Source organism: Jiella mangrovi, assembly GCF_017815135.1.
Lineage (GTDB): Bacteria > Pseudomonadota > Alphaproteobacteria > Rhizobiales > Rhizobiaceae > Jiella > Jiella mangrovi.
The window spans coordinates 255,366-279,386 of sequence record NZ_JAGJCF010000001.1; the positions used below are offsets into that span (position 1 = coordinate 255,366).

At 65.5% G+C, this 24,021-nt stretch carries 20 protein-coding genes; 4 read left to right on the forward strand and 16 right to left on the reverse strand.

Going from position 1 to position 24,021, the window contains the following annotated elements; all coding sequences use genetic code 11:
- Positions 1 to 5 precede the first annotated feature (5 nt).
- The gene (locus tag J6595_RS01140; RefSeq protein WP_209592612.1) at positions 6 to 848 is read left to right on the forward strand and encodes a DUF6064 family protein; all 843 of its coding nucleotides are present in this window, start codon (positions 6 to 8) and stop codon (positions 846 to 848) included.
- Here the strand turns inward: J6595_RS01140 and J6595_RS01145 are convergent.
- Positions 842 to 1,630, reverse strand: coding sequence for a hypothetical protein (locus tag J6595_RS01145; RefSeq protein WP_209592614.1), 789 nt, complete (start codon positions 1,628 to 1,630; stop codon positions 842 to 844). The genes J6595_RS01140 and J6595_RS01145 overlap by 7 nt on opposite strands.
- A gap of 270 nt (positions 1,631 to 1,900) precedes the next feature.
- Here J6595_RS01145 and mutL point away from each other — a divergent pair, with 270 nt between their 5' ends.
- Both mutL and J6595_RS01155 read left to right on the forward strand, forming a co-directional pair.
- A complete protein-coding gene (gene mutL, locus J6595_RS01150) occupies positions 1,901 to 3,826 on the forward strand; it encodes a DNA mismatch repair endonuclease MutL (RefSeq protein WP_209592616.1) in 1,926 nt (641 codons plus the stop codon).
- Between the two features lie 115 nt (positions 3,827 to 3,941).
- Positions 3,942 to 4,148 carry a DUF2093 domain-containing protein gene (locus tag J6595_RS01155; RefSeq protein WP_209592618.1) on the forward strand — a complete coding sequence of 69 codons (207 nt, stop codon included), beginning with the start codon at positions 3,942 to 3,944 and terminating at the stop codon, positions 4,146 to 4,148.
- A 27-nt stretch (positions 4,149 to 4,175) separates the two neighbouring features.
- Here J6595_RS01155 and lpxK read toward each other — a convergent pair whose 3' ends face one another.
- From lpxK to J6595_RS01185, 6 genes are all read right to left on the reverse strand, one after another.
- A complete protein-coding gene (gene lpxK, locus J6595_RS01160; protein ID WP_209592619.1) occupies positions 4,176 to 5,222 on the reverse strand; it encodes a tetraacyldisaccharide 4'-kinase in 1,047 nt (348 codons plus the stop codon).
- Complete coding sequence (waaA, locus tag J6595_RS01165; protein WP_425342113.1) at positions 5,219 to 6,550, reverse strand: lipid IV(A) 3-deoxy-D-manno-octulosonic acid transferase; 1,332 nt, start codon at positions 6,548 to 6,550, stop codon at positions 5,219 to 5,221. The genes lpxK and waaA overlap by 4 nt, the downstream gene beginning before the upstream one ends.
- Complete coding sequence (locus J6595_RS01170) at positions 6,547 to 7,239, reverse strand: lysophospholipid acyltransferase family protein (protein ID WP_245197520.1); 693 nt, start codon at positions 7,237 to 7,239, stop codon at positions 6,547 to 6,549. The genes waaA and J6595_RS01170 overlap by 4 nt, the downstream gene beginning before the upstream one ends.
- A gap of 147 nt (positions 7,240 to 7,386) precedes the next feature.
- Positions 7,387 to 7,617, reverse strand: a complete 231-nt coding sequence (locus tag J6595_RS01175; protein ID WP_209592621.1) for a DUF4170 domain-containing protein — start codon at positions 7,615 to 7,617, stop codon at positions 7,387 to 7,389.
- 43 nt (positions 7,618 to 7,660) lie between these two features.
- A complete protein-coding gene (locus J6595_RS01180) occupies positions 7,661 to 8,464 on the reverse strand; it encodes an inositol monophosphatase family protein (protein ID WP_209592623.1) in 804 nt (267 codons plus the stop codon).
- A 4-nt stretch (positions 8,465 to 8,468) separates the two neighbouring features.
- Positions 8,469 to 9,809, reverse strand: a complete 1,341-nt coding sequence (locus tag J6595_RS01185; RefSeq protein ID WP_209592625.1) for a TldD/PmbA family protein — start codon at positions 9,807 to 9,809, stop codon at positions 8,469 to 8,471.
- A 135-nt stretch (positions 9,810 to 9,944) separates the two neighbouring features.
- Between J6595_RS01185 and J6595_RS01190 the strand changes: the two genes are divergently transcribed.
- Positions 9,945 to 11,837: a monovalent cation:proton antiporter-2 (CPA2) family protein gene (locus J6595_RS01190; protein WP_209592626.1), complete on the forward strand. Its 1,893-nt coding sequence runs from the start codon at positions 9,945 to 9,947 to the stop codon at positions 11,835 to 11,837.
- A gap of 139 nt (positions 11,838 to 11,976) precedes the next feature.
- On the opposite strand, the gene J6595_RS01195 is transcribed toward J6595_RS01190, so the two are convergent.
- From J6595_RS01195 to ybgF, 9 genes are all read right to left on the reverse strand, one after another.
- Positions 11,977 to 12,987 (reverse strand): outer membrane beta-barrel protein, encoded by a 1,011-nt coding sequence (locus J6595_RS01195; protein ID WP_209592628.1) that lies wholly within the window; start codon positions 12,985 to 12,987, stop codon positions 11,977 to 11,979.
- A 306-nt stretch (positions 12,988 to 13,293) separates the two neighbouring features.
- A complete protein-coding gene (gene pstB, locus J6595_RS01200; protein WP_209592629.1) occupies positions 13,294 to 14,136 on the reverse strand; it encodes a phosphate ABC transporter ATP-binding protein PstB in 843 nt (280 codons plus the stop codon).
- Positions 14,133 to 14,975: a phosphate ABC transporter permease PstA gene (gene pstA / locus J6595_RS01205; protein ID WP_209592630.1), complete on the reverse strand. Its 843-nt coding sequence runs from the start codon at positions 14,973 to 14,975 to the stop codon at positions 14,133 to 14,135. The genes pstB and pstA overlap by 4 nt, the downstream gene beginning before the upstream one ends.
- Before the next feature lie 5 nt (positions 14,976 to 14,980).
- Positions 14,981 to 15,952 (reverse strand): phosphate ABC transporter permease subunit PstC, encoded by a 972-nt coding sequence (pstC, locus tag J6595_RS01210; RefSeq protein WP_209592631.1) that lies wholly within the window; start codon positions 15,950 to 15,952, stop codon positions 14,981 to 14,983.
- A 76-nt stretch (positions 15,953 to 16,028) separates the two neighbouring features.
- Complete coding sequence (gene pstS, locus J6595_RS01215; RefSeq protein ID WP_209592945.1) at positions 16,029 to 17,066, reverse strand: phosphate ABC transporter substrate-binding protein PstS; 1,038 nt, start codon at positions 17,064 to 17,066, stop codon at positions 16,029 to 16,031.
- A gap of 702 nt (positions 17,067 to 17,768) precedes the next feature.
- Positions 17,769 to 19,115, reverse strand: coding sequence for a phosphoglucosamine mutase (gene glmM / locus J6595_RS01220; protein WP_209592632.1), 1,347 nt, complete (start codon positions 19,113 to 19,115; stop codon positions 17,769 to 17,771).
- Between the two features lie 338 nt (positions 19,116 to 19,453).
- The gene (gene ftsH / locus J6595_RS01225) at positions 19,454 to 21,373 is read right to left on the reverse strand and encodes an ATP-dependent zinc metalloprotease FtsH (protein ID WP_209592633.1); all 1,920 of its coding nucleotides are present in this window, start codon (positions 21,371 to 21,373) and stop codon (positions 19,454 to 19,456) included.
- A gap of 118 nt (positions 21,374 to 21,491) precedes the next feature.
- The gene (gene tilS / locus J6595_RS01230; protein ID WP_209592634.1) at positions 21,492 to 22,877 is read right to left on the reverse strand and encodes a tRNA lysidine(34) synthetase TilS; all 1,386 of its coding nucleotides are present in this window, start codon (positions 22,875 to 22,877) and stop codon (positions 21,492 to 21,494) included.
- Between the two features lie 71 nt (positions 22,878 to 22,948).
- Complete coding sequence (ybgF, locus tag J6595_RS01235) at positions 22,949 to 23,953, reverse strand: tol-pal system protein YbgF (RefSeq protein ID WP_209592635.1); 1,005 nt, start codon at positions 23,951 to 23,953, stop codon at positions 22,949 to 22,951.
- Between the last annotated feature and the right edge of the window lie 68 nt (positions 23,954 to 24,021).

The following is a 24,021-nucleotide window of genomic DNA, read 5'->3' on the forward strand; positions in this document are numbered from 1 at the left end:
CATTGATGCTGGCAGACCTTTCGACCTATTCGCTGCGGGACTTCCTGCTCTTCGACGAGACGATCTATCGCGGGCTTTTCGGACAGCTGAACGCCGCCTTCTGGCCGATGGCAGCCGTCGCCATCCTTCTCGCCGTCGCCCTCCTCGTCTTCCGAAGACGTCGGCCGGGCGTTGCCGATCGCGGCGTCGCCGCGCTTCTCGCCACGGCCTTCGCGATCTCGGCGGCGCTGTTCTTCTTCGGCGTCTACGAGACGGTCAACTTTGCCGCGGTCTATCCCGGCTGGGGGTTCGTCCTGGAGGCTGGGCTCCTCCTCGTCGCGGTGTTTCTCTTACCCAACACCGGTGGATCGTCGAGCGCCCCCGCCAGCGCAAGCCCTGGTCGGACCGGCGTCTGGCTGGCCGTCGCCCTCGTCGTCTACGCCCTCTTCGGCCATCCGCTCGCGGGCTTTGCCGCGGGGCGAGCGTCCGCCGACCTTGAATGGTTCGCCCTCGCGCCCGCGCCGACGGCGCTGGCGGCGCTCGGATTTCTTGGCGGCTGGCGATCGCGCTGGCGTTTCGCGCTGATCGTCGTGCCGGTCGTCTGGCTTCTTCTCGATGCCCTGACGCTCTACGGCCTCGAACTGATGCCTGAAGCCGTCGCCCTGCTCGTGGCGACCGGGTTCGGCGTCATCGCGGCCTTGGTGCCGAGGCGGTCCAGCTTCGTGGAAACCGCCGCTGATCTGGGGCGCAGCGGGATGGGAGACCCGGCAGAACCTGTCCGTCCCTTGCGCCAGGCGCGGCGACAGGGCCATGGGACAAGGCCCCGATCCGGCACCACCGGCCTTTTGCCGACGACCAGCGCTCAGTAGCGAAACCACAGGGCGGAGATGATGCCCCGTTCCTTGAGGGCGTTGCTGCCGGCCACGGTGGCGAACCCACCCGCCTGGACCGACCAGCGGGAGCTCAGATCATAGACCACCGAGCCCTGGAGCTTGTGGGTGGAATAGGACCCACCGGAAACGGCGATCGTCGAGAAGGACTGGGCGAGTAACAGCCAGTCGCTCCAGGGGCGAAGGCCCGCCGTCAGGTCGATCCGCGCCTCGTCCGCGCCGCCCGCCCGAAAGCGATAGGCCGCCTGGCCGTCGACAAAGGCCGGCATTTCCCAAAGCGCAAACCCATAGCCGGCGAGAAGGCGCGGCTCGACGGCTGGGCGGCCGAAACCCTCGGTGTCAAATTTCTCCAGTCTGCCGGTCAGCTGCGCCGAGGTGACGAAACCGCTCGCCTCGTACAGTTTCAGTCGCGCTCCGGCGGCGAAATGCGAGAAGCCGGAGCGTGCATAGGCGGTGGCCCCGTCGTTTTCCCGTGCGAACTCGATGTCGCCGATGACGGTCAGCCGGTCGGTCCAGCCATGTTCGAAGAGCAGGCTCGCGGAGGATTTGGAAAATTTCGGCGCATCGTTCGGGTGCGGCGAAAACGCCCCGCTGGCGCTCGACGACACTCCGCTGGCGATCACCTGTCTCTTGCCTTTTTCGAGCGTCCAGGCGCCGCCGATCGCAGCCGTCGGTCCCGCGAGAAGCCCGGCGCAAACGGCCGTGATCGCGAAGGCGCGCCTCCCAGCTTCAAATCTCCCGCTTGCTATCGCTTTCGACATGCCATGCGGGCCTTTTCGCGCCTGGTCCGTAAGCAGATATTATCTTAAGGTTGCATAATCCCGTAAAGCAATCATCAAGCCATGCCGATGGCCGCTTTATGCGGTTTTCCGGTCGCGACCATATGAAACGAGCGCGACGCCCGCTCGCCGGTGGAAAACCCGTTCCTGCAATGCCGCTTACGTCCTCCCGTGTTTGCCGGCACCGGCGGCCTCCACTAGAAGGACACGGGTGACCATCGTCCGATCGCCTGTCGGGAACGGAGCAACGCCTTGCCCATCGTCCAGCTCGACGAGCATCTGATCGACCAGATCGCCGCCGGCGAAGTGGTCGAACGGCCGGCGAGCGTCGTCAAGGAACTCGTCGAAAACGCCATCGATGCCGGCGCGACCCGCATCGAGATCGCCACGGCCGGCGGCGGCAAGACGCTTTTGCGCGTGACCGACGACGGCTGCGGCATCGACGAAAGCGAACTGGCGCTCGCCGTCCGGCGCCACTGCACGTCGAAGCTTTCCGGCGGGCTCGAGGAGATCGCGACGCTCGGCTTCCGGGGCGAGGCCCTGCCCTCGATCGGCTCGATCGCACGGCTCTCCATCCGATCGCGGGCAGCGGGCGCCGGCGCGGCCTACGAGATCGCCGTCGATCACGGACATTGCGACGGTCCTCGGCCGACGGCGCTCTCGCGGGGCACGGTCGTCGAGGTGCGCGATCTCTTCCAGAAGGTGCCGGCCCGGCTGAAATTTCTGAAAAGCGACCGGGCGGAATCGACGGCGATCACCGACGTCGTGAAACGTCTGGCACTCGCGGAACCGGAAATCCGCTTCGAAATTTCCGGACAGGACCGCACCACCACGGTCTTTCCGGCCGCCCGCGACATGGGGGAGAGGATCGCCCAGATCCTCGGCGAGGAGTTCTCGCAGAATGCGGCCGAGATCACCGCCGAGCGCGAGGATGTCCGCCTGTCCGGTCTTGCCGGCCTGCCGACCTTTTCCCGCGGCAACTCGCTGCAGCAGTTTCTCTTCGTCAATGGCCGGCCGGTGCGCGACAAGATGCTCGTCTCGGCGCTGAGGGGCGGCTATGCCGACGTCATGGCCAAGGACCGGCATCCGGTCGCGGTCCTGTTTCTGACCCTCGACCCGGCTTTCGTCGACGTGAACGTCCATCCCGCCAAGGCCGACGTCCGGTTTCGCGATCCCGGCCTCGTGCGTGGCCTGATCGTCGGCGCGCTGCGCCAGACATTCGCCGAAGCCGGCCTTCGCTCGTCCTCCGAGGGAGCTGCCGGGATCCTCGCAAGAATGCGGGCGAAAGCCGACCTCGTCACCCCGGCGCCACGCCGCTTCGACGGCTTTGCGCCCGGCGGCTATGCCGCAAACGCCCATGCCGCGCCGCGTGAAACGGGGAACGGGCATGGCGCCTATGAGCCTGCGGCGTCGCCCTTCCGGCCCCTGGCATCGGCGGCAGAGGCCGCGGAGATGGAGCGCCGGCCGGCTCCGGTTTCCACCGGTTCGAGCCATGCCGAGACACGGTTCGCGGGGTTCGACGAGCCCGGCACGGCCTATTCAGCGGAAACCATCGAAGGCGCAGCCCCGGCCGGTGTGACGTCAGCCCCCGCGGATGACTTTCCCCTCGGCGCGGCGCGGGCGCAGCTTCACGGCAACTACATCGTGGCGGAGACCGAAAGCGGCCTCGTCATCGTCGACCAGCACGCCGCCCATGAGCGGCTCGTCTACGAGGCGTTGAAGGAAGCCATTCACGGCCGGGCGCTCGCTTCGCAGATGCTGCTGATCCCCGAGATCGTCGATCTGACGGCGGAGGATGCCGAACGCCTCGCCGAACACGCCGAAGGTCTTGCCGCCCTCGGGCTGCACATCGAACGCTTCGGCCCGGCGGCAATCGCCGTGCGCGAGACGCCGGCCATTCTGGGCCAGGGCGATATCGCCAAACTCGTCAGGGATCTTTCCGACGAGCTCGCCGAGTTCGGAACCAGCGATACGGTGAAAAGCCGGATCGACCACATCGCCGCGACCATCGCCTGCCATGGCTCGGTCCGCTCCGGCCGCGTCCTCAAGCTCGACGAGATGAACGCGCTTTTGCGCCAGATGGAAAAAACGCCGTCTGCCAGCCAGTGCAATCACGGCCGGCCGACCTTCATCGAACTGGGGCTCGCGGACATCGAGAAGATGTTCGGGCGCCGATGATCGCTTGCGAGCAATCGTTTGATTTTGGCTGGTGAAGGGCGTAGTGCCGCTTCCAATTCCAGAAACGCCCTGCCCGAGGGCCATTGATTCCGTGCATTCTACCCCGAGGATTTCCATGAACCGTTTTGAAAATTCCGGCGAAGCGAAGCTGCGCTACGGAACCCCGGATTTTCAGGTAATCCGGGCAGGCTCCTACGTGCGCTGCGCGGTGACTGGCGAGTCGATCCCGCTCGATCTCCTTCGCTACTGGAGTGTCGAGCGTCAGGAAGCCTATGTCGACGCCGCCGCCTCTTTCAAGCGCGACCGCGAGACCCGCGGATAATCCTCAGGAGGCCGAGGCGAAAGACCCTCAGGACTTCGGCGAGATCTGCCAGCGCCGCCGCTCATAGGCGGCGAGCGTTTGCTTGATGATGCGTTCGGAAACCGACGGATCGGAAAACTGAAGCGCCACGTCGACCACTGCGCAGTCCTTGCGAAAGGCGCGCGCGGCTTCGCTCCCCGTTTCGAGCCGCACCGCATCCTTGGCCGTCGTGGCGAGGATCAGCCCTTCCTGCGCCGCCTTCGCGGCGAGGTCGTCACAGTCGCTGTCGCTAAAGGCGTGGTGGTCGGGAAAATCGCGGGTGGCGACGATCTCGGCCCCGAGTTCTTCCAGCGAGGCGTAGAACTTGCCGGGATCGGCAATGCCGGCAAAGGCGAGCAGCCGCTCGCCGATCAGGATCTGGCGGGATTTGGGAACGAGGCGGGCCTCGAAGATCGGCTTGCCGGCCCGGGCCATCGCCCGCAGCGGCTCGAGGCGGTTTTCGCCTTCGCCAATGACGAGAAGCGCGTCGGCGCGGCGGATCTGGTCGATCAGCGGGGCGCGAAGCGGACCGGCCGGAATGACCCGGCCATTGCCGATGCCCCGGCGCGCATCGAGAGCGATCAGCGTATGGTCGATCTTGAGCCGCTGGCTCTGAAATCCGTCGTCCATGATGATGAAATCGACCTCGCGCTCGGCCATCAGCAGCCGCAACGCCGATGCCCGATCGGCCGAGACGGCCGTCGGAGCGAGGGCGGCGAGGAGAAGCGGCTCGTCACCGACGTCACGCAGGGTGTGCCTTGAAGGATCGACGATCACCGCAGCCCGGCCGCGGCGCCCATGGCCGCGCGAGACGAAAGCCGGGCGCCGCCCAAGCGCCAGCGCGGCATCGGCGAGCGCCAGCGAGGTCGGGGTCTTGCCGCCGCCGCCGGCGACGAAATTGCCGACGCAAAGGACCGGGACGTCGAAGCGCGCGCGCCGGCCGGTCTCCAGATTGTGCCGGGCGATGGCGCCATAGATCGCCGCGGCGGGCCGAAGCAGGATCGACGCCGTCGATGCCGGCTTCCACCAGAAATGCGGCGCGCGCCCACCTCTCACGGATCGCCGGCGACGCGGCCGCGTCGCTCCAGTCTCACCGAAAGCCGCAACGGATGCAGAAACGGATCGAGGGCAATGAGCGTGCGACCGAGGGCGCCGCGCATCTCGTCGATGGAGCGAAGGGCCGCGCCGGCCATGGCCATGCGCTGCATCGGATCGACGAGCAGGCCGTCGACCTGTGCGGCGAGCGTGTCCGCGTCGCGAACGAGACGGGCCCCGCCGTTCTTCAACAGGCGCTGATAGGTGTCGCGGAAGTTCTGGACGTAGCGGCCGCTGAGAATTCCGGTCGCCAGCATCGCCGCCTCCATCGGGTTCTGCCCGCCCTGACCGGTGATCGACTTGCCGATGAAGGCGATCTCGGTCAGCCGCAGATAGACGCCGAGTTCGCCCATCGTATCGGCGAGGAAGATGTCGGTCTGCGCATCCGGCATCTCGCCGAGGCTGCGCCGCCGAACAGTCAGCCCCTTGTCGGCCAGCATCTTCACGATGGCGGATGCGCGATCCACGTGACGCGGCACGATGATCGTCAAGAGCCCTTCATGCCGTGATTTGAGCATGCCATGGACCTGCGCCACGATCTCCTCCTCGCCCGGATGGGTCGAGATCGCGGCGAAGCGGGGACGCGAGCCCAGCGCGGCGTCGAACTGGTCGAGGAAAGCGGCTTCGGCAGGAAGCGGGCCGGCATCGGCCTTGAGATTGCCCGCCATCGTCACGGCCGGGGCGCCGAGGAGGCGAAAGCGCTCCGCATCGACGTCGGACTGGGCGACGACCTGGGCAAAGTTCTCGAACAAGGCCTCGGCCAGACGCGGCTTGGCTTTCCAGCGCTGGAACGAGCGATCGGACAGCCGCGCATTGACGAGGATCTGCGGGATCCGGCGGATCGCGAGCTCGTGGATCGTCAGCGGCCAGATCTCGCTTTCGGCGACCATGGCGAGATCGGGCTGCCAATGGTTCAGGAAGCGCCGGACCGCCGGTCTGACGTCGAGCGGGACATATTGGTGGATGACACAATCGGCCAGGCGCTCCTCGACGAGCTGTGCCGAGGTCGTGGTGCCGGTGGTCATCACCACGGACAGGCCGTCGGCCGCGATCGCGCGGATCAGCGGCGCGACCGCAACCGTTTCACCGACGCTCGCTGCGTGGACCCAGACGAGGGGCCCCACCTGTGGCCGCGCCTGGCCGGCGACACCGTAGCGTTCCTTCCGGCGAAGCTTGTCCTCCTTGCCGCGCGATGCGCGCCAGCCGACATAAGGTCTTAACAGCGGATAGGCGACGAGGCCCGCCAACCGATAGGCGGCGAAGGCGGCTCGGGTCATCGGATCGCTCACGCCCTGCGTCCGAGCAGTCGCTCGGCGGCGCTATTGGCCGCTTCGATGGCGATTGTGAGTTCCCGGCGCTTTTCTTCGAGCAGCGTCTCGCTGGCATCCGCCGGCACCGTGATCGGCTCGCCCATGACGACGGCGATCCGACCGAAGGGAAGCGGAATGCGGGCCTTGTCCCAGGCACTCTCGACGATGCAATGGCGGCTGCTCAGGGCCGCCGACGGAATGATCGGCCGGCCGGAGATCTTCGCCAGCGTGACGATGCCGAGCCCGGCTTCGCGGGCGGTCCCCTTGGGAACGTCGGCGATCATGCAGATGCCGGTTCCATTTGCCAGAAGCCGGCGCATGGCGACCACGGCCCGGGCGCCGCCCTTGCGTCTCACGCGCGAGCGTTTCACGTCCGTGCGACCACCCGAGCCGCGAACGGTGGAGATCCCGAAGGCTTCGACGACGCGGGCATTGATCTCGGCGTCGGCGCTCCGCGACAGGAGCGCGGCATAGGGCAGATCGCGCGGCCGGAAGAACGGCGCGAGGAGATGCTGCCCGTGCCACAGGCCGACGATCGCCGGATGTTCGTCGTGCAGGATGCGGTCATAGTCGGCGGAGCCGGCAACCGGCCGCTGTGTCGCATGGACGAACTTCAGAACGCCGTAGACCGTGGTGCCGATACCTGCGACGGCAAATGGCGATCGCATCAGCCTCTTGAAGAGGCTGCTCCGGTTGCGCCGCAAGGGCTTTCCCCTCTCGCGCTCTGCCATGTCGGCCCGCGGGGCGCGATCCGCCGCGGCAAACTCTTCATCCGACATGGTATGCGACACGGAGACCCTCTGACATTGCGCCGATCATTTCTGCGGATCGAGCAGCCTGTGCATGTGAACGATGAAATAACGCATCGTGGCGTTGTCGACCGTCTGCTGCGCCTTGCTGCGCCATGCGGCGAGCGCTGAGGCGTAATCGGGGAAAATTCCGACGATATCAAGGCCCTCCAGATCCTTGAACTGGACGGACGAGATGTCGGAAAGCTCGCCTCCGAAGACGAGATGGAGAAGCTGCTTGGGTTTTTCTTCCTGCATGGGCCAGATCCTGTTGCTGGAGTTGAGAAGGGCCTGTGAAAAATCAGGCGGCGAGATTTCTTGCGATATCGCGCAGGCGGGGCGACAAGCCAAGGGCCCCGGCCACCATCACACCGTGGACGGAGGGGTCCTCGCCATAGCGCCAGCGCCGCCCGTCGACATCCTCGAACAATCCGCCCGCGCGCTCGAGAATGAGATCTGCCGCGGCGACGTCCCAATCGTTCGCCCGCGGGCGAATGAGCGTGCCGTCGAGGCGGCCGCTTGCCACAAGCGCAAGCCGATAGGCAAGGGAGGGGATTACCGGAAGGGCGTCGACCACACTGCGGTCGGCCGCCGCGATCCGGCGCAGGATCGAATCGGGTAAGGACAGGCGGATCGGCGTATTCCCCGGCGCGCCGCTGACGGAACAGGGCTTGCCATTGAGAAGCGCCGGCCCCGTCGCCGTCGCCTCGAAGGTCTCCCCGCGCGACGGGACGTATACGACGCCGGCAACCGGCACGCCGCGCTCCAGAACCGCCACCGAAACGCACCAGAATTCCTCGCCGCGCAGAAAGGCGCGGGTGCCGTCGATCGGATCGACCACGAACACCCGGTGCCGCAGCTCGGCTTCGCGCTCCTCCGCCGGCATCTCTTCCGAAACCCAGCCATAGCCGGGCCTTGCGCCGCCCAGGATCTCCTTCAGGCAGCGATCAGCGGCATAGTCCGCCTCGCTGACCGGCGAGTTGCCGTGCTTGTACCAGACCTGCGGATCCTTGCGGAAATAGCCCAGGGCGATTTCGCCGGCGCGTCTTGCCGCGTCGCGCAGCAGGACGAGATCGTCATCGAGGCTGGCCGCGAACTCCTTCATCGGCTCAATGCCCTGCCACGGTCATGCGGTCGACACGCATGGTCGGCGCGACGAGCGAAAAGCGCGTATCGAGATCGTCGGCAAGGGTCAGGCCAAGCAGCATGTCCCTCAGATTGCCGGCGATGGTGAACTCCGACACCGGCCGCGTCAGTTCGCCATTCTCGATGAGAAAGCCGGTGGCGCCGCGGCTGTAGTCGCCCGTGACGAGATTGGTGCCCTGGCCGATCAGCTCGTGCACGTAGATCCCGTTTTTCGTTTCGGCGATCAGCTCTTGCGGCGTCATCTCGCCGGGGCTGACGGAAACGTTGGAGGAGGACGGCGAGACCCCGCCGGACGAGCGCGCGCCGCGCCCATTGGTCGAAAGGCCAAGTTCCTTCGCCGTCGCCGTATCGAGGATCCAGGTCTTCAGGATTCCGTCCTCGACCAGCGCCATCGTCTCGCCGCGCACGCCCTCCCCGTCGAAGGGGCGAGAGCCCGGGCGACGCGTCAGAAGCGGCTCGTCGAGAATGGTGACGGAGGAAGGGAGCACCCTTTCGCCCATCCGGTCCTTCAGGAAACTCGTCTTGCGGGCGATCGCCGCCCCGTTGATCGCGCCGACCAGGCTACCGATCAGGCCGCGGGAGACCCTTGGATCGAAGACGATCGGGTAGCTGCCGGTCGCGACCTTCTGTGCGCCGATCCGTCGCACCGTGCGCTCGCCGGCCCGCCGGCCGATCGCCTCGCATGGCTCGAGGTCGCCGTAATGCATGCGGGAATCGAAGTCGTAGTCGCGCTCCATCCCCGTCCCCTCCCCGGCGATCACCGAGACGGAGCGGGAAAAGCCCGAGCGCATTCGCTCGCCGACGAAGCCGTCGGAGGTGACGAGAACGAGACCGCTGGCGCCGGCCGAGACCGACGCTCCGCCGGAATTCGTGACGCCCGAAACGGCTCTCGCCGCGTCCTCCAGGGCAAGCGCCTGCTCGACCATGGCTTCGCTGGCAAGGCTCGTCGGATCATAAAGATCGAGATCGAGGCCATCGCTGGGAGCGAGCCGGTCCTTTGGCGCGAGCGAGGCGTAACGATCCTCGGGTGAGACTTTCGCCATCGCCACCGCGCGCTCGGCCAGCCTGTCGATATCGGCATGAACGTCGGCCGAGACCGTCGCGACCTTCTGGCCGACGAAGACGCGCAGCGCCAGATCCTCGCTCTCGGAGCTCTCGGTGTCCTCGACCTTGCCGAGCCTCACCTGCACCCCGCGGCCGAAGGAGCGCACAACCGCCGCATCGGCGGCGTCGGCGCCGGCTTTCCTGGCCGCCGCAATCAGCCGTTCGGCGGTGTTCGTCAGCCGCCTCGTATCCTCATCCATCGCTTCGCCTACTGATCTTTTCCGTGGGACTATCTATTGTGCGGCGCATACAACGCAAGCTGCCCGCCCCGTCGCCACCTGCTATAATGGCGAACAGTCCAAACCAGCCCCTCACATAGGAACGAGTGCCCGCCTGTGGAACACGGATCAAGCGCCATTTTCCTCGAAGTGATCCTGCTGCTTGGTGGCGGCATCGTCGCCGGCACGCTGTTCAAGCGCATCGGTCTTGGCACCGTTCTGGGCTATCTCGCCGCCGGTATCGTCATGGGCCCGGTGCTCCGCCTGATCGGCGAGGGCGAGGAAATTTTGTCCGTCGGCGAACTCGGCGTCGTCTTCCTGTTGTTCATCATCGGCCTGGAACTGCGGATCGACAGGCTGTGGGCGCTGCGCAAGCAGATCTTCGGGATCGGCCTTGCCCAGGTCATGGTCAGCGGCTTCGTTCTTGCCGCCATCGGCTGGCTTGCGGTCGGCCTCGATATTCCCTCGGCGATCGTCGTCGGCTTCGGGCTGGCGCTCTCCTCAACCGCCTTCGGCATCCAGCTCCTCGACGAGGCCGGCGAGACGAATACCCGCCACGGTCAGGCTGCATTCTCGGTCCTGCTGTTTCAGGATCTCGCCGTCGTGCCGCTTCTCGCCATGCTGCCGTTTCTTGGCCCCGGCGGCGAGGACGCGCAAATCTCGCCGACGCAGATCCTTATCTCGCTTTCGGCGTTGGTCGCGCTGATCCTGGCCGGCCGGTTCCTGCTCAATCCGCTGTTCAGGCTGATGGCGTCTGCCGGCGCGCGCGAAGTGATGCTCGGAGCGGCTCTGTTCGTCGTTCTGGGATCGGCGATGCTGATGCAGGAGGCCGGCTTCTCGATGGCGATGGGCGCCTTCATCGCCGGCATCTTTCTGGCCGATTCCTCCTATCGCCACGAGCTAGAGGCCAATATCGAGCCGTTCCGCGGGCTTTTGCTCGGCCTGTTCTTCATCGGCGTCGGCCTGTCGCTGGACCTCGAAGTCCTGAAGACGTCCTGGCCGATCATCCTTGCCGTCGCGCCGCTGATGATGATCGCCAAGGCGGCGATGCTCTACGGCGTGTGCCGGCTCTTCGGTGAATCCCACGGCCTGTCGCTGCGGGTCGCAACGCTCCTGTCGCAGGCCGGCGAGTTCGGCTTCGTGCTGTTCTCGGCTGCCGCCGCCAATCGGATTTTCCCGGCCGAGACGTCGTCGATCCTCATCGCCATCGTCTCCCTATCGATGGTTCTGACGCCGCTCTCCACATGGCTCGGCCGCAGGCTCGACCGGCCCGACGACGAAGAGGAAATGGAGGAGACTTTCGACGGCGCCGGGTCCGAAGTCCTGCTCGTCGGTTTCTCCCGCTTCGGCCAGATCGTCGCCCAGGTGCTGTTGTCGAGCGGCATCGACGTGACCATCCTGGACTCCTCCGTCGATCGCATCCGCACGGCCGAGCGATTCGGCTTTCGCATCTATTTCGGTTCCGGCGTCAGAAAGGACGTGCTGGAGGCGGCCGGCATCCGCAAGGCCGGCCTGGTCGCGGTCTGCACCAACAAGCGGGAGACGACCGACCGCGTGGTCGACATGATCCGCTCGGAATTTCCCAATGTCAGGCTCTTCGTGCGCTCCTACGACCGCAGCCACGCCTTGTCGCTGAGGGCGCGCGGCGTCGATTACGAGATCCGCGAAACGGTGGAATCGGCCTTGTCCTTCGGCGGCGCGACCATCGGCGCACTCGGCGTCGAGGAAGAGCTCGCCAGCCGCATCGTCGAGGATGTCCGGGGCCGCGACAACGCCCGGCTGAAGCTGCAGGAGGCCGAGGGCATCTATGCTGGCAGCGACATGGTGACGACGAAGGTCGTCACGCCCGAGCCCCTGGTCAAACCGCGACCGGGCCTCCACGCCGTGGAGAAGATGCCGGACGGCGACGATGACGGCTCGATCTTCGAGGATGATGCTCCGAAGCGCCGTCGTCGCGGGCGGCTGTTCGCCGGTCGCCGCAGACGGCCGGACCGCGTGACATCACGCTGACGGATGGTGACGTCGAGGCCGATGCGCCGGGTGGCGATCACGGCAATTGCCCGCCCGGAGCGATCTCCGGACGGGCAATCAGCTCTGTTCACGGGCAGGGAGAGAAGACCTTGCGTCCCCTCGCCCGCTGCCGGGTCACTTACTTGTAGACCGGGGCAGGTTCGGCATAGATCGGAGCCGGCTCGGCATAGACCGAATCCTCTGCCGCGTAGACCGGCTCGGGCCCCTTGCCCTTGCCGAAGCCCAAGCCGGCGCCGCCGCCGAACTCGTAGCGAAGGCCGGCACGGACCGTGTGGACGTTGAAGCCGTTGTCGTGGCTCTGGACACCGCTTGCGCCGTTCGACCGGTCATCTTCGTCGTAGCCGAACGCCTTGCCGCCGGAAATGCGGGTGTATTTGTAGCCGGCGTCGAACTTCAGCTGCTGCGTGATGTCGATGGTTGCACCGGCCATGAGCGAGGAGGCAAACCGCCAGGACGATTCGCCCGGATGGACGCCGCGGTAGACGTCGTCTTCCGTGCCACACGGGCTGCCGCCACAGGAAATCGTATTGTTCAAGTCGTCATATTTGACGTGGGCGAAACCGAGGCCCGCGCCGATATAGGGGGTGATCCGGCCATAGGTGCCGATATCCACGTAAGCATTGGCCATCGCAGTCCAGACGGAGGCATGCGATGAATCGTCGTAGCGGCAGTTGTTGTCGGTCGGGTCGAGAGGACCGTAGGCCGGGTTGATCTCGACGAGATAGGCGCATTTGCTGGAGCCGCTGACGCCGGTACGGAAGTAGTCGAGCGTCAGATCGGTGCGGAAATAGTCGTTGACGCGATAGCCGACGCCGACGCCAAAATTGGCACTGCCCTTCCAGGTTATGTCGTCGTAGTGCTCGGTGTTATCGATGCCCCGGGTCCAGCCGTCGTCATAAGTCTCTTCAGGACTGTCGCCCGGATTCCAGAAATTGTAGTAGCCGCTACCCTTCGACTTGAAATTATAGCCGACATCGCCGCGCAGATACCAGCCGGAGGTCTGAACCACGGGAGCTGGCGGCGGCGGCGGAGCATAGACCGGCTCGAGAATGTCGGCTGCATACGCTCCAGGGGCAATCATCGACCAGGCACCAACCGCGGCGACGGTCGTCAAAAGCAGTTTCTTCATTAGTGTCGTCTCCGTTGAGGTCGGCGCAATGGGCGTCACCGGATCGGGTGACCTCAAGGAACACGGTAAATCGGATTGGTTAACAGATGGTTTCGGGCCATAATCTGTTTACCATATCTTGCCCGGCTAAAGGATTACGACTGCGCTGAACTTCAGTTTCACAAACAACCATTCGGCATCCAGTCCTGTCACGGAGCGCGTCCCGATCGCGACGTCGGAGCCATATCGCTTCAGCGCGGCCGACCGGTCTTGCGCGGACATCGGAGCACACCCCGCCGCAAAGCCGAAACGCCGCGACTTCGGCGATCACCCGAAGCGGCCGACCACGTAGTCCCGGGTGCGCTGCTGCTTCGGATTCTCGAAGATCTGCTTGGTCTCGCCATATTCGGCGAGTTCGCCGAGATACATGAAGGCCGTGCGGTCGCTGATGCGCTGCGCCTGCTGCATGTTGTGGGTCACGATGACGATCGTGAAGTCCTTCTTCAGCTCCGTGATCGTCTCCTCCACCTGACCCGTCGAGATCGGATCGAGGGCGGAGGCCGGTTCGTCGAAGAGGATCACCTCCGGCCGCGTGGCGATGGTGCGGGCGATGCAAAGCCGCTGCTGCTGGCCGCCGGATAGGGCGAGGCCGGAGGTGTGGAGCTTGTCCTTGACCTCGTTCCAGATCGCCGCCTTCTTCAGCGAGGACTTGACCGTCTCGTCGATCTCGGCCCGGCTCATCCTCGTGTTCATTCTGAGCGCGAAGGCGACGTTGTCGTAGATCGACATGGGAAACGGCGTCGGCTTCTGGAACACCATGCCGACCCTGGCGCGAAGCCGGTTGAGATCGATGTTGCGGTCGAGGATGTTGTCGCCGTCGAGCATCACCTGGCCACTCGCCCGGTGGCCCGGATAAAGGTCGTAGATCCGGTTGAGCACCCGCAGAAGCGTCGACTTCCCGCAGCCGGAAGGGCCGATGATCGCCGTCACCTTTTTCTCGGGAAAGGCGATCGACACCTTCTTCAGGGCGTGGAACTGGCCGTAGTGGAAGTCGAGGTCGCGGACATCGATCCGGGCCCTCACCGCCTCCATGCTCGCCTTCTCGTGCGCGGCCTTCTCGGCCTCATAGGCCTGGTGTTTGGCCAGTTCCGTGGTCAGGAGATCGCTCATGCCCGTTCTTTCTTCGTCGTCAGGAGCCGCGCGAGGATCGAAAGCGACAGCACGGCTATGGTGATGAGGAGCGCCCCGGCCCAGGCGAGAGCCTGCCAGTTGTCGTAAGGCGAAAGCGCGAACTGGAAGATGGTGATCGGCAGCGAGGCTAGAGGCGCGTTGAGATTCCAGCTGAAGAAATTGTTCGACAGCGACGTGAACAAAAGCGGCGCCGTTTCGCCCGAAATGCGGGCGAGGGACAGGAGGATGCCGGTGATGATGCCGGCCCGGGCGGAGGAATAGATCACCTTGCGGATCACCATCCAGCGCGAGACCCCGACCGCAAGGCCGGCCTCGCGCAGCTGGTCCGGTACCAGCCGCAGCACGTCCTCGGTGGTCCTGACGATGATCGGCACGACGAGGATGGAAAGGGCGACCGTGCCGGCATAGCCGGAGAAATGGCCCAGCGTCACGACGAGAAGCTGGTAGACGAACAGGCCGACGATGATCGACGGCGCCGACAACAGGACGTCGTTGATGAAGCGGATGATCGAGGAGAGCTTCGAGAACCGCCCGTATTCGGCGAGATAGGTTCCGGCGAGAACGCCGACCGGCAGGCCGATGGCCATGGCGAGGGCGGTCATCATCAGCGAGCCGACGATGGCGTTGCGCAGTCCGCCGGGTTCCTGTGGTCCGGGCGTATCCTGGGTGAACAGCGACAGGTCGAAGGAGGAGATGCCGCGGATGAAGAGGTAGCCGAGGATGATCGCAAGGACGAGGAGGCCGAGCGCGGCCGCCATCGTCGTCAGCGACATCATCACCGTGTTGACGAGCTTGCGTCTGGCGAGTTTCGATTCCATGGCGGCTACTCCCCGGCCTTCTTCTTCATTTGCCTCAGCATCAGCTGGGCGGCGGACAGGACGGCGAAGGTGATGACGAACAGGACGAAGCCCAGCGCGATCAGCGATGAGGTGTAGATGCCCGCGGTAGCCTCGGTGAACTCGTTGGCGATCGCCGCCGAGATCGTCGTTCCGGGCGACAAGATCGACGAGGGAATGCGGTGGGCGTTGCCGATCACGAAGGTGACCGCCATGGTCTCGCCAAGGGCCCGGCCGAGCGCCAGCATGGTGCCGCCGACGAGGGCGCTGCGCACATAGGGAATGATGATCGAACGATTGACCTCCCAGCGGGTCATGCCCATCCCGAAGGCCGCCTCGCGCAGGACGCTCGGAACGGTCAGGAACACCTCGCGGGCGGTCGAGGCGATGAACGGGACGATCATCATCGCGAGGATCAGCCCCGATGTCAGAAGGCCGATGCCGTAGGGCGGGCCGAAGAACAGGAAGCCGATGCCCGGGATGGCGCCGAGGGTTGAGATGATGGCCGGCTGGACCACCGTCTGCATGAAGGGCGCAAAGACGAACAGACCCCAGATGCCGTAGATGATCGAAGGAATGCCGGCGAGGAGCTCGATGGCGATGCCGATCGGCCGGCGGAGCGGGCGCGGACAGGTCTCTGTCAGGAAGATCGCAATGCCGAGGCCGACCGGAACGGCGATCAGCATGGCGATGAGCGAGGTGACCAGCGTGCCGTAGAGCGGCGCCAGCGCGCCGAATTTTTCGGTGACGGGGTTCCAGGATTCGGTGACGAAGAAGCCGAGGCCGAACGTCCTGAGCGCCGGCCAGGCGCCGACCAAGAGCGAGATGAAGACGCCGATGAGGACGGCGAGGACGATGGCGGCCGCGCCGAAGGTGACACCGTGGAAGATCCTGTCAGCGTCGATCCCGCCCGAACCGGATGCTCGCCCGTGCCGATTGCCTTCGATCGCCAGACTCATGGCTGCTCCTCGATCGTAAAAATACAGATATGGCGGGGCCCCCGAGAGGTCCCCGCCGATATTCGAAGGAAGGCGATTACATCTTGGCTTCGTAGACCGGCTTGCCGTCAGCCTTGATCTCGCGCCACTCCTGCTCGATCTCCTTGACGACCTTGTCGGGCATCGGGATGTAGTCGAGCTTCAGGGCCATCTTGTCGCCCTTGGCATAGGCCCAGTCGAAGAACTTCAGCGCTTCGGCGGAATTCGCCGCGCTCTCGGCATCCGAATGCATGAGGATGAAGGTGGCCGCGGTCATCGGCCAGGTTTTGGCGCCGGGCTGGTTGGCCAGGATGACGCCGAAGCCGGGCTGGCTCGACCAGTCGGCATTTTCGGCGGCGGCTGCGAAGGCGGATGACTTCGGCGCGACGCGCTTGCCGGCCTTGTTGATCATGTCGGTGTAGGTCATCTTGTTCTGCAGCGCATAGGCGTACTCGACGTAGCCGATCGAGTTCTGCGTCTGCTCGACATTGGCCGCGACGCCCTGGTTGCCCTTGGCACCGACGCCGACCGGCCATTCGACCGAGGTGTTGACGCCGACCTCGTCCTTCCACTCCGGGTCGACGTCGGCGAGATAGGTGGTGTAGTTGAAGGTCGTGCCCGAACCGTCGGAGCGGTAGACGACGGCGATCGCCGCATCCGGGAGCTTGGCCTTCTTGTTGAGCTTGGCGATCGCCGGATCGTTCCACTTGGTGATCTTGCCCATGTAGATCTCGGCGAGGGTCTTGCCGTCGAGAACGAGTTCACCCGGCTTGATGCCCTTGATGTTGACGACCGGTACGATGCCGCCCATCACGGTCGGGAACTGCACGAGGCCGTTCTTCGACAGCTCGTCGCCGCCGAGCGGCTTGTCGGACGCGCCGAAGGTCACCGTCTTGGCTTCGATCTGCTTGATGCCGCCGCCCGAACCGATGGCCTGGTAGTTCAGGCCCGTGCCGGTCTTCTTCTTGTAGGCCTTCGCCCAGTCGGAATAGATCGGATAGGGGAAGGTGGCGCCGGCGCCGGAAATGTCGGCGGCCTGCGCAACCGAGGCAAAGCCGATGGCGGCGAGAACGGCGGCGGACAGCGCCGTCGTCATGAGGCGGTTCAACATGGAAGTCTCCTTGGAGAGGGGATGATCGAGGATCCAAAGCCGGATGCTCGGAAATGGCCGCCGCGGTCCCTTGGACGGACGCGGCTCGTCGGCCCGGGGGGACGGCCCCTCCAGCCCGGACGATGCGAAATCGCGCCGGCGCGGCGTGCCGCCGCACGATGCCGAACCGAGATTCCGGAAAGACCGACCAAGACGAGACCCTGGACCAACCAACACACGCCGCATCGTGCCGGGATCAGACCTTCCGGCAGCGGACCATGAGCCTGCCGCCGTCGCCGGCCCGGTCGCCGATGCGCCCGGGTCCCATGGGCCTGCTTTGTAAAGCTTATGTGACAACGATCATTAACGCGCTGCCAGGCGGGCGACACTTTCGCGGTAAAAGTATAGAAACGTAAGGTGTTACCGCCTTGCGGCAGCGAATATTACATCTTGGTAAGAAAATGCGGCACAGGTACTTTCGCGCGCCAGAAGGGCATGGTGCAACCTGAAGATGCCAGCCGGCCAAGACCTGCCGGCGATCCTGAAGATTCCGGCAGGAGAGCGCCCCGAACCATGAGGTCTTCGCTAAGCCGCGCGCCTGGAGAACGGCGGATCGTCACCGGGCTCGATCTATGACCTTATGGACGAACCGGCCCGCGAATTCGACCGCCTATCGGGCACCCGTGACGGGTGTCCCTGTCGCGGGCTTCAGGCAGCCGCCGTGCTCAGGGCGCCGACGATATCGTCCACCACGGCGTTGACGAGGACTGCGTCGTCGCCCTCAGCCATGACCCGGATCAGCGGTTCGGTCCCCGACGGGCGGATCACCAACCGGCCGCCATTGCCGAGCCGGTCCCGGCCTGCCGCGATGGCGTTCTGCACGGCGTCCCTTTGAAGCGGCTCGCCCTCGCGATAGCGCACGTTCTTGAGGATCTGCGGGACCGGTTCGAAGCGCCGGCAGACCTCCGAGACGGGGCGACCCTTGCGGCGCACGACGGCGAGGATCTGGAGCGCCGAGACGAGCCCGTCGCCGGTCGTTGCAAAATCCGACAGGATGATGTGGCCGGATTGTTCGCCGCCGACATTGTAGCCGTGCTGGCGCATGTGCTCGACCACGTAGCGATCGCCGACCTTGGTGCGGGCAAGCTGCAGCTTCCTGGCCTCGAGAAAGCGCTCGAGCCCGAGATTGGACATGATCGTCGCGACGATGCCGCCGGCCGAGAGGCGGCCGTCATCGGCCCAGCTTTCGGCGATCACCGCCATCAGCTGGTCGCCATCGACGATGTCGCCCTTCTCGTCCACGATCAGAACCCGGTCCGCATCGCCGTCGAGCGCGATCCCGATATCGGCCCGCACCTCCCTCACCTTCGAGATCAGTGTGGCGGGAGCCGTCGAGCCGCAATCGCGGTTGATATTGACCCCGTCCGGCTCGACGCCGATCTTCACGATCTCGGCGCCGAGCTCCCACAGGACCTCCGGCGCGACGCGGTATCCGGCACCGTTGGCGCAGTCGATCGCAACCCGCATGCCCTCGAGCGACAGGTCGCGCGGCAGCGTGCGCTTGGCAAATTCGATGTAGCGATAGATGTCGCCATCGACGCGCTTGGCCCGGCCGATATCCGCCCCCATCGGCATTCGCGTCGAAAGATCCTCGTCGATCAGCCCGGCGATCTCGGCCTCGATCTCGTCGGAAAGCTTGTAGCCGTCCGGCCCGAACAGCTTCATGCCATTGTCTTCGAACGGGTTGTGCGATGCCGAGATCATCACCCCGATGTCGGCCCGAAGCGAGCGGGTCAGCATGGCGACGGCCGGCGTCGGCATCGGACCGAGCAGAAAGACGTCGACGCCGGCGGCGGTGAAGCCGGCCACCATGGCGTTCTCGATCATGTAGCTGGAACGGCGGGTGTCCTTGCCGATGACGACGCGGTGGCGATGGTTGCCGCGCCTGAAGACGATCCCGGCGGCCATGCCGACCTTCATCGCGACCTCGGCCGTCATCGGATGGCGGTTGGCTGTGCCGCGGATGCCATCGGTTCCAAAATAACTCTTGGCCATGGGGTCCTTACTCTTCACGTGCGTTCCGAGCGCTCGGCAGCGGCAAAGCCCCTGCCCGTCACGCCCTAGAGCGCCCCTGCGTCCTTGCGGACGCACAACGGGGCCGCAGGTCTTTCAAATCGGCGCACCGTGCGTCTGAAAAATCGCTACCGATCTTCCCGGCCAATGCTCCGGCGCCTCCAACTGCCGAGACCGAAATCCCGGGACTGACCGATATGACTGACAGTTCTTGAAGGAAACGCAAATTTCACGATCACCGGATGGTTGCCGGAGCCCGTCATGCAAAGAAAAGGCGACCGCATGGGTCGCCGTTTCTTCGTCGCAAGCTCGCATCGCGATCAGGTCGGCTGCGGCTCGAGGCCGTCGCCACGCGCCGGGCGCTGCGGGCCGGCTTTGGGAACCGCGGAGCCGCGCGAGGGGGGCGTGTCGTCGCCCATGTCGCGGGTGAGCGGGCGCCCGGCCAGAAGGTCGTGCACCTCGTCGCCTGACAGCGTCTCGTATTCGAGCAGGGCCTTGGCGATGAGATGCAGCTCGTCGATATGATCCGTCAGGATCTTGCGCGCCTTGTTCTCGGCGGTCTCGATGATCTCGCGCACTTCCGAATCGATCAGACGCGCCGTCTCCTCGGACATGTTCTGCTGCTGAGCCACCGAATGGCCGAGAAACACCTCGTCCTGGTTCTGCTTGTAGCGCAGCCGGCCGAGCTTGTCGCTCATGCCGTATTCCATGACCATCGCCCGCGACATGTTGGTCGCCTGCTGGATGTCGTTGGAGGCGCCGGTGGTGACGTTCTCCGGCCCGTAGATGATCTCCTCGGCGGCCCGGCCACCGAAGATCATCGCAAGCCGCGCTTCCATCTCGTTCTTGCGCATGCCGTAGCGGTCACGCTCCGGCAGGTTCATGGTCACGCCGAGGGCGCGGCCGCGCGGAATGATCGTCACCTTGTGGAGCGGGTCGTTGAACGGCTCGTGGATGCCGACTAGAGCGTGGCCGGCCTCGTGATATGCGGTCAGCTTCTTCTCTTCCTCGGTCATGGCCATAGAACGGCGCTCGGCGCCCATCATGACCTTGTCCTTGGCGTCCTCGAATTCCAGCATGGTGACGAGGCGCTTGGAACGCCGCGCGGCCATCAGAGCCGCCTCGTTGACGAGATTGGCGAGATCGGCGCCGGAAAATCCGGGCGTGCCCCTTGCGATGGTCTTCAGATCGACATTCGGCGCGAGCGGCACGTTGCGGACATGGACCTTGAGGATCTTCTCACGGCCGGTGAAGTCCGGATTCGGGACGACGACCTGCCGGTCGAAACGGCCGGGGCGCAGGAGCGCTGGATCGAGCACGTCGGGACGGTTGGTCGCGGCGATGAGGATGATACCTTCGTTCGCCTCGAAGCCGTCCATCTCGACGAGGAGCTGGTTCAGCGTCTGCTCGCGCTCGTCATTGCCGCCGCCAAGGCCCGCGCCGCGGTGCCGGCCGACGGCGTCGATCTCGTCGATGAAGATGATGCAGGGGGAATTCTTCTTGGCCTGCTCGAACATGTCGCGGACGCGGCTGGCGCCGACGCCGACGAACATCTCGACGAAGTCCGAACCCGAGATCGTGAAGAACGGGACGTTCGCTTCACCCGCAACCGAGCGCGCGAGCAGCGTCTTGCCGGTGCCGGGAGGGCCGACGAGCAGAACGCCACGCGGGATCTTGCCACCGAGACGCTGGAACTTCTGCGGCTCGCGCAGAAATTCGACGATCTCTTCCAGGTCTTCCTTCGCCTCGTCGACGCCGGCGACGTCGGAGAAGGTCACGCGGCCATGGGCCTCGGTGAGAAGCTTGGCCTTCGACTTGCCGAAGCCCATCGCCTTGCCGCCTGCGCCGCCCTGCATCTGGCGCATGAGGAAGATCCACACGCCCAGGATGAGGAGGATCGGCCCGAAGGACAGAAGCATCGACCAAATCGGATTGGAGTTGTCGCCCGGCGGGCTGGCGTTGATCTGGACGTTCTTGCCCTCGAGCCGCGACACCAGCTGCGGATCTTCCGGAGCGTAAGTCTGGAAGGTCGTCGAGGAATCGCTGAACTTGCCGCTGATCCGCTGACCCTGGATATTGACCGACTGGATGCGTCCGCTATCGACGTCCGTCAGGAATTGCGAGTAGGGAATCTCGCGCGAATTCGCGCTCTGCGTGCCGTTCGAAAACAGCTGGAAGAGAGCGATCAACAGCAGGGCAATGATCGCCCAAAGCGCGAAGTTTCGAAAGTTCTGGTTCATTACTCTTCCTGAGTCGGCGGAAAGGGCCGCGTCGCGAACCCCTCGAAGATAAGTGCTGCAGCGCCCGTTGCCAACATCCTGCCCGGAATTTGCGGCGAAAAGCCGAGCGAGCCGTCGATCATGGTGAGGAAGCCGTTAGGCTCCGTGGTAAAGGCAGATCCCGGCTGAAACTATGGAGCGCCAGCGGCCAGAGATCGAGGGCCGCGACAGATGGGCCCAGCCGTCCCGCCACGCTTGCCGGAGCAGCAATGGGCGCCCCGGCAGCGTCGACCAGGACGGGGAGGCAAAGCTGGCGCCGGCCGCCAAGCCCGAGCGCGCCGAGCGCAACCAGCCTTGCGCCCGGCACTTCCCGCCAGCGGGCGACATCGACGACGAAACGCCCGTCGAAGACCGTCGGCCATTGCATCCGCGGCGAAAAGCCCTCCCGCAGCCGCCGCGCTTCTAACAGCGCAAGCCCGGCGATCCCGTTGCGCCCGGCCTCGCGGAAGAAGACGACCTCGCCGTCGCGATGTTCGACGAGCGCCCCGCCGATCGAGCGGACGGCTCTCTCCCCGTCGTTCTTCCGGGCGCGAAAGGAAGAGCGAAGCCAGACTACAACTTTTCGTGCAGCCGAAACGGAGGGTGGCGCGCTGTTCCCGGAGGCAGCGGTAACGGCGCGAGAGACGAGATGGGCGGCACAGCGATCGGAAAGACCGGCCAAAACCGAGGTTTCGAACGCGATTGACCCGTCAGGCGCGAAGCGTAAACGGCCTGATCGCTCGATATCCGAAAGGAAGTCGGCAAAGCCGCGTTCAGCCGCTTGGCGAGCGCGCTTGCAGCGACGAAGGCGGATGCCCGATCGGCTGCAGCTCCCGCCGGCCCGTGCCAGCGAAAGCCGGATCCGGGCACGGTCGTATCGTGGATCGCGGTTCGACGGGTCGTCGACGGCCGTCACCCCCTCGGCGGCGACCGCCATGGCCAGATCCTCGCGGGGGAAGTCGAGAAAGGGCCGGCCCAGCAGCACGTCCGGCCCGAGCCAGCGCAGCTTGCGCATCCCGGCCGATGCCAGGATGTCAGCGCCACGTTCACGCCGCATCACATGGGTTTCGATGTCGTCGTCGCGGTGATGGGCGACGAGGACGAGGCCGAGATCATGGGCTCTTGCATGGCCGAGCAGGAACTCGTAGCGGGCATCACGCGCATGCGCCGAGAGATTTCCCTGGCCGTCCCAGCCGTTCCACACGAGCGTTTCGTGCGAAAGACCATGACGTGCGGCGATGGCGGCGACGAATTCGGCCTCGCGCGCCGATTGCGGCCGCAAGCGGTGGTCGACGGTGGCGACGCGGATTTCGATCCCGCCCATGCCGGGCGATTGGCGCGAGGCGGATGCGGCGAGGAGAAGAGCGAGGGAATCCGGTCCGCCGGAAACGGCAAGGAGAACGCCGCGACAAGGTCCGATCCGGCGCATGGCAGCTTCGACGCAGTTGGCGAAGGCGTTGCTGAGGGAGAGATCACCCGGTGGCATGGCATTGGCGCGAGAAGCGCCGGACGGCTCGTCTGGCCCGGAGGCTTTCGCCGAACGGTCCGCCGTGCCGCTCAGCAGCTGGCGGCCTTTTCTTCGTCCTTCAGCTTGCGCCGGACGTTGTCGCTCATCTGCGGGTAGCGGCGCGAGACTTCCTTGAAGGTCACGCAGGCGGTGTCGCGATTGTTCAGCTTGGCAAGCGACATGCCGAGCTTCAGCATCATGTCGGGCGCCTTGGCGCTCTTGGGATGCGATTTCTGCGCATCGAGGAAGACCTCGGCGGCATCGGCATATTTGCTCTGCTGGTAGAGACTTTCGCCCAGCCAGTATTCGGCATCCGGCGCGTCCTTGGCGTTCGGATAGGTCTGGGCGTATTGGCGGAAGGAGGCCTCGGCGCGGCCGTAGTCTCCGGCCAGAAGATAGTTGTAGGCGAGATCATACATGTCGCGGGGCCCGTCGGCCTGAATGCTCGCGACGGTCGATGAATCCGAGGATCCATTCTGACCGCTGCCGCCCGAAGCGCCGGAGGCCTGATCCCGAGCGCCGCCGGTGGCGGTCGTGTCGAGGCCATCCGACAAAAGCTTGCCGATATCGTCTTCGCCGCCGGGCGTCGCCGAGGCTGTCGCCGACGATGGCGAGGTGGCCGGCGTACCCGCGTCGCCGCGACGCTCGTCCGGCTTCGCGGCGGGCGGTGCCGAGCCGCCCCCCTCGAGCTGCTGGAAGCGGAACTCGGAGTCCTCGCGATATTTGCGCATGTCTTCCTGGGCCTGGAGCAGCTGGAAGCTCAGCTCCTCGACCCGGCCGTTGAGCCGGCGCATCTCGTCTTCGAGCTGATTGATCCTCACCACGAGGTCGCCGGACTGGGCGACGCGCACGGGTCGCTCGTCAGCCCTCGTGCCAGAGGCCGAGTTCGGCACGGTCCCCAACTCGGCGGTCGGAACCGAATATCCCGGCGACGCCGATGGCGCAGTCGGCGTCTCGAACACGCCCGGCAGGTCGAAGGCCGAAGCGGCCGTCGGCGCGAGCATGGCAAGCAGTCCCGCGGCAGCCATGCTGCGGCGAAGCATCTTCACTGTCATCTCCATTCGTTCCCCTCAGCCGGGCCCCGCGGCACACGCCAGCGAAAGGCAAGCTCATCCGCCGTCCG

Excerpts from the sequence above, each read along its gene's own strand:
- J6595_RS01140 (WP_209592612.1), top strand. The coding sequence starts at position 6 with ATGCTGGCAGACCTTTCGACCTATTCGCTGCGGGACTTCCTGCTCTTC.
- J6595_RS01145 (WP_209592614.1), bottom strand. The coding sequence starts at position 1,630 with ATGTCGAAAGCGATAGCAAGCGGGAGATTTGAAGCTGGGAGGCGCGCC.
- J6595_RS01155 (WP_209592618.1), top strand. The coding sequence starts at position 3,942 with ATGAACCGTTTTGAAAATTCCGGCGAAGCGAAGCTGCGCTACGGAACC.
- J6595_RS01170 (WP_245197520.1), bottom strand. The coding sequence starts at position 7,239 with ATGCGATCGCCATTTGCCGTCGCAGGTATCGGCACCACGGTCTACGGC.
- J6595_RS01175 (WP_209592621.1), bottom strand. The coding sequence starts at position 7,617 with ATGCAGGAAGAAAAACCCAAGCAGCTTCTCCATCTCGTCTTCGGAGGC.
- J6595_RS01180 (WP_209592623.1), bottom strand. The coding sequence starts at position 8,464 with ATGAAGGAGTTCGCGGCCAGCCTCGATGACGATCTCGTCCTGCTGCGC.
- J6595_RS01185 (WP_209592625.1), bottom strand. The coding sequence starts at position 9,809 with ATGGATGAGGATACGAGGCGGCTGACGAACACCGCCGAACGGCTGATT.
- J6595_RS01195 (WP_209592628.1), bottom strand. The coding sequence starts at position 12,987 with ATGAAGAAACTGCTTTTGACGACCGTCGCCGCGGTTGGTGCCTGGTCG.
- pstB (WP_209592629.1), bottom strand. The coding sequence starts at position 14,136 with ATGAGCGATCTCCTGACCACGGAACTGGCCAAACACCAGGCCTATGAG.
- pstA (WP_209592630.1), bottom strand. The coding sequence starts at position 14,975 with ATGGAATCGAAACTCGCCAGACGCAAGCTCGTCAACACGGTGATGATG.
- pstC (WP_209592631.1), bottom strand. The coding sequence starts at position 15,952 with ATGAGTCTGGCGATCGAAGGCAATCGGCACGGGCGAGCATCCGGTTCG.
- pstS (WP_209592945.1), bottom strand. The coding sequence starts at position 17,066 with ATGACGACGGCGCTGTCCGCCGCCGTTCTCGCCGCCATCGGCTTTGCC.
- glmM (WP_209592632.1), bottom strand. The coding sequence starts at position 19,115 with ATGGCCAAGAGTTATTTTGGAACCGATGGCATCCGCGGCACAGCCAAC.
- ftsH (WP_209592633.1), bottom strand. The coding sequence starts at position 21,373 with ATGAACCAGAACTTTCGAAACTTCGCGCTTTGGGCGATCATTGCCCTG.
- tilS (WP_209592634.1), bottom strand. The coding sequence starts at position 22,877 with ATGCCACCGGGTGATCTCTCCCTCAGCAACGCCTTCGCCAACTGCGTC.
- ybgF (WP_209592635.1), bottom strand. The coding sequence starts at position 23,953 with ATGACAGTGAAGATGCTTCGCCGCAGCATGGCTGCCGCGGGACTGCTT.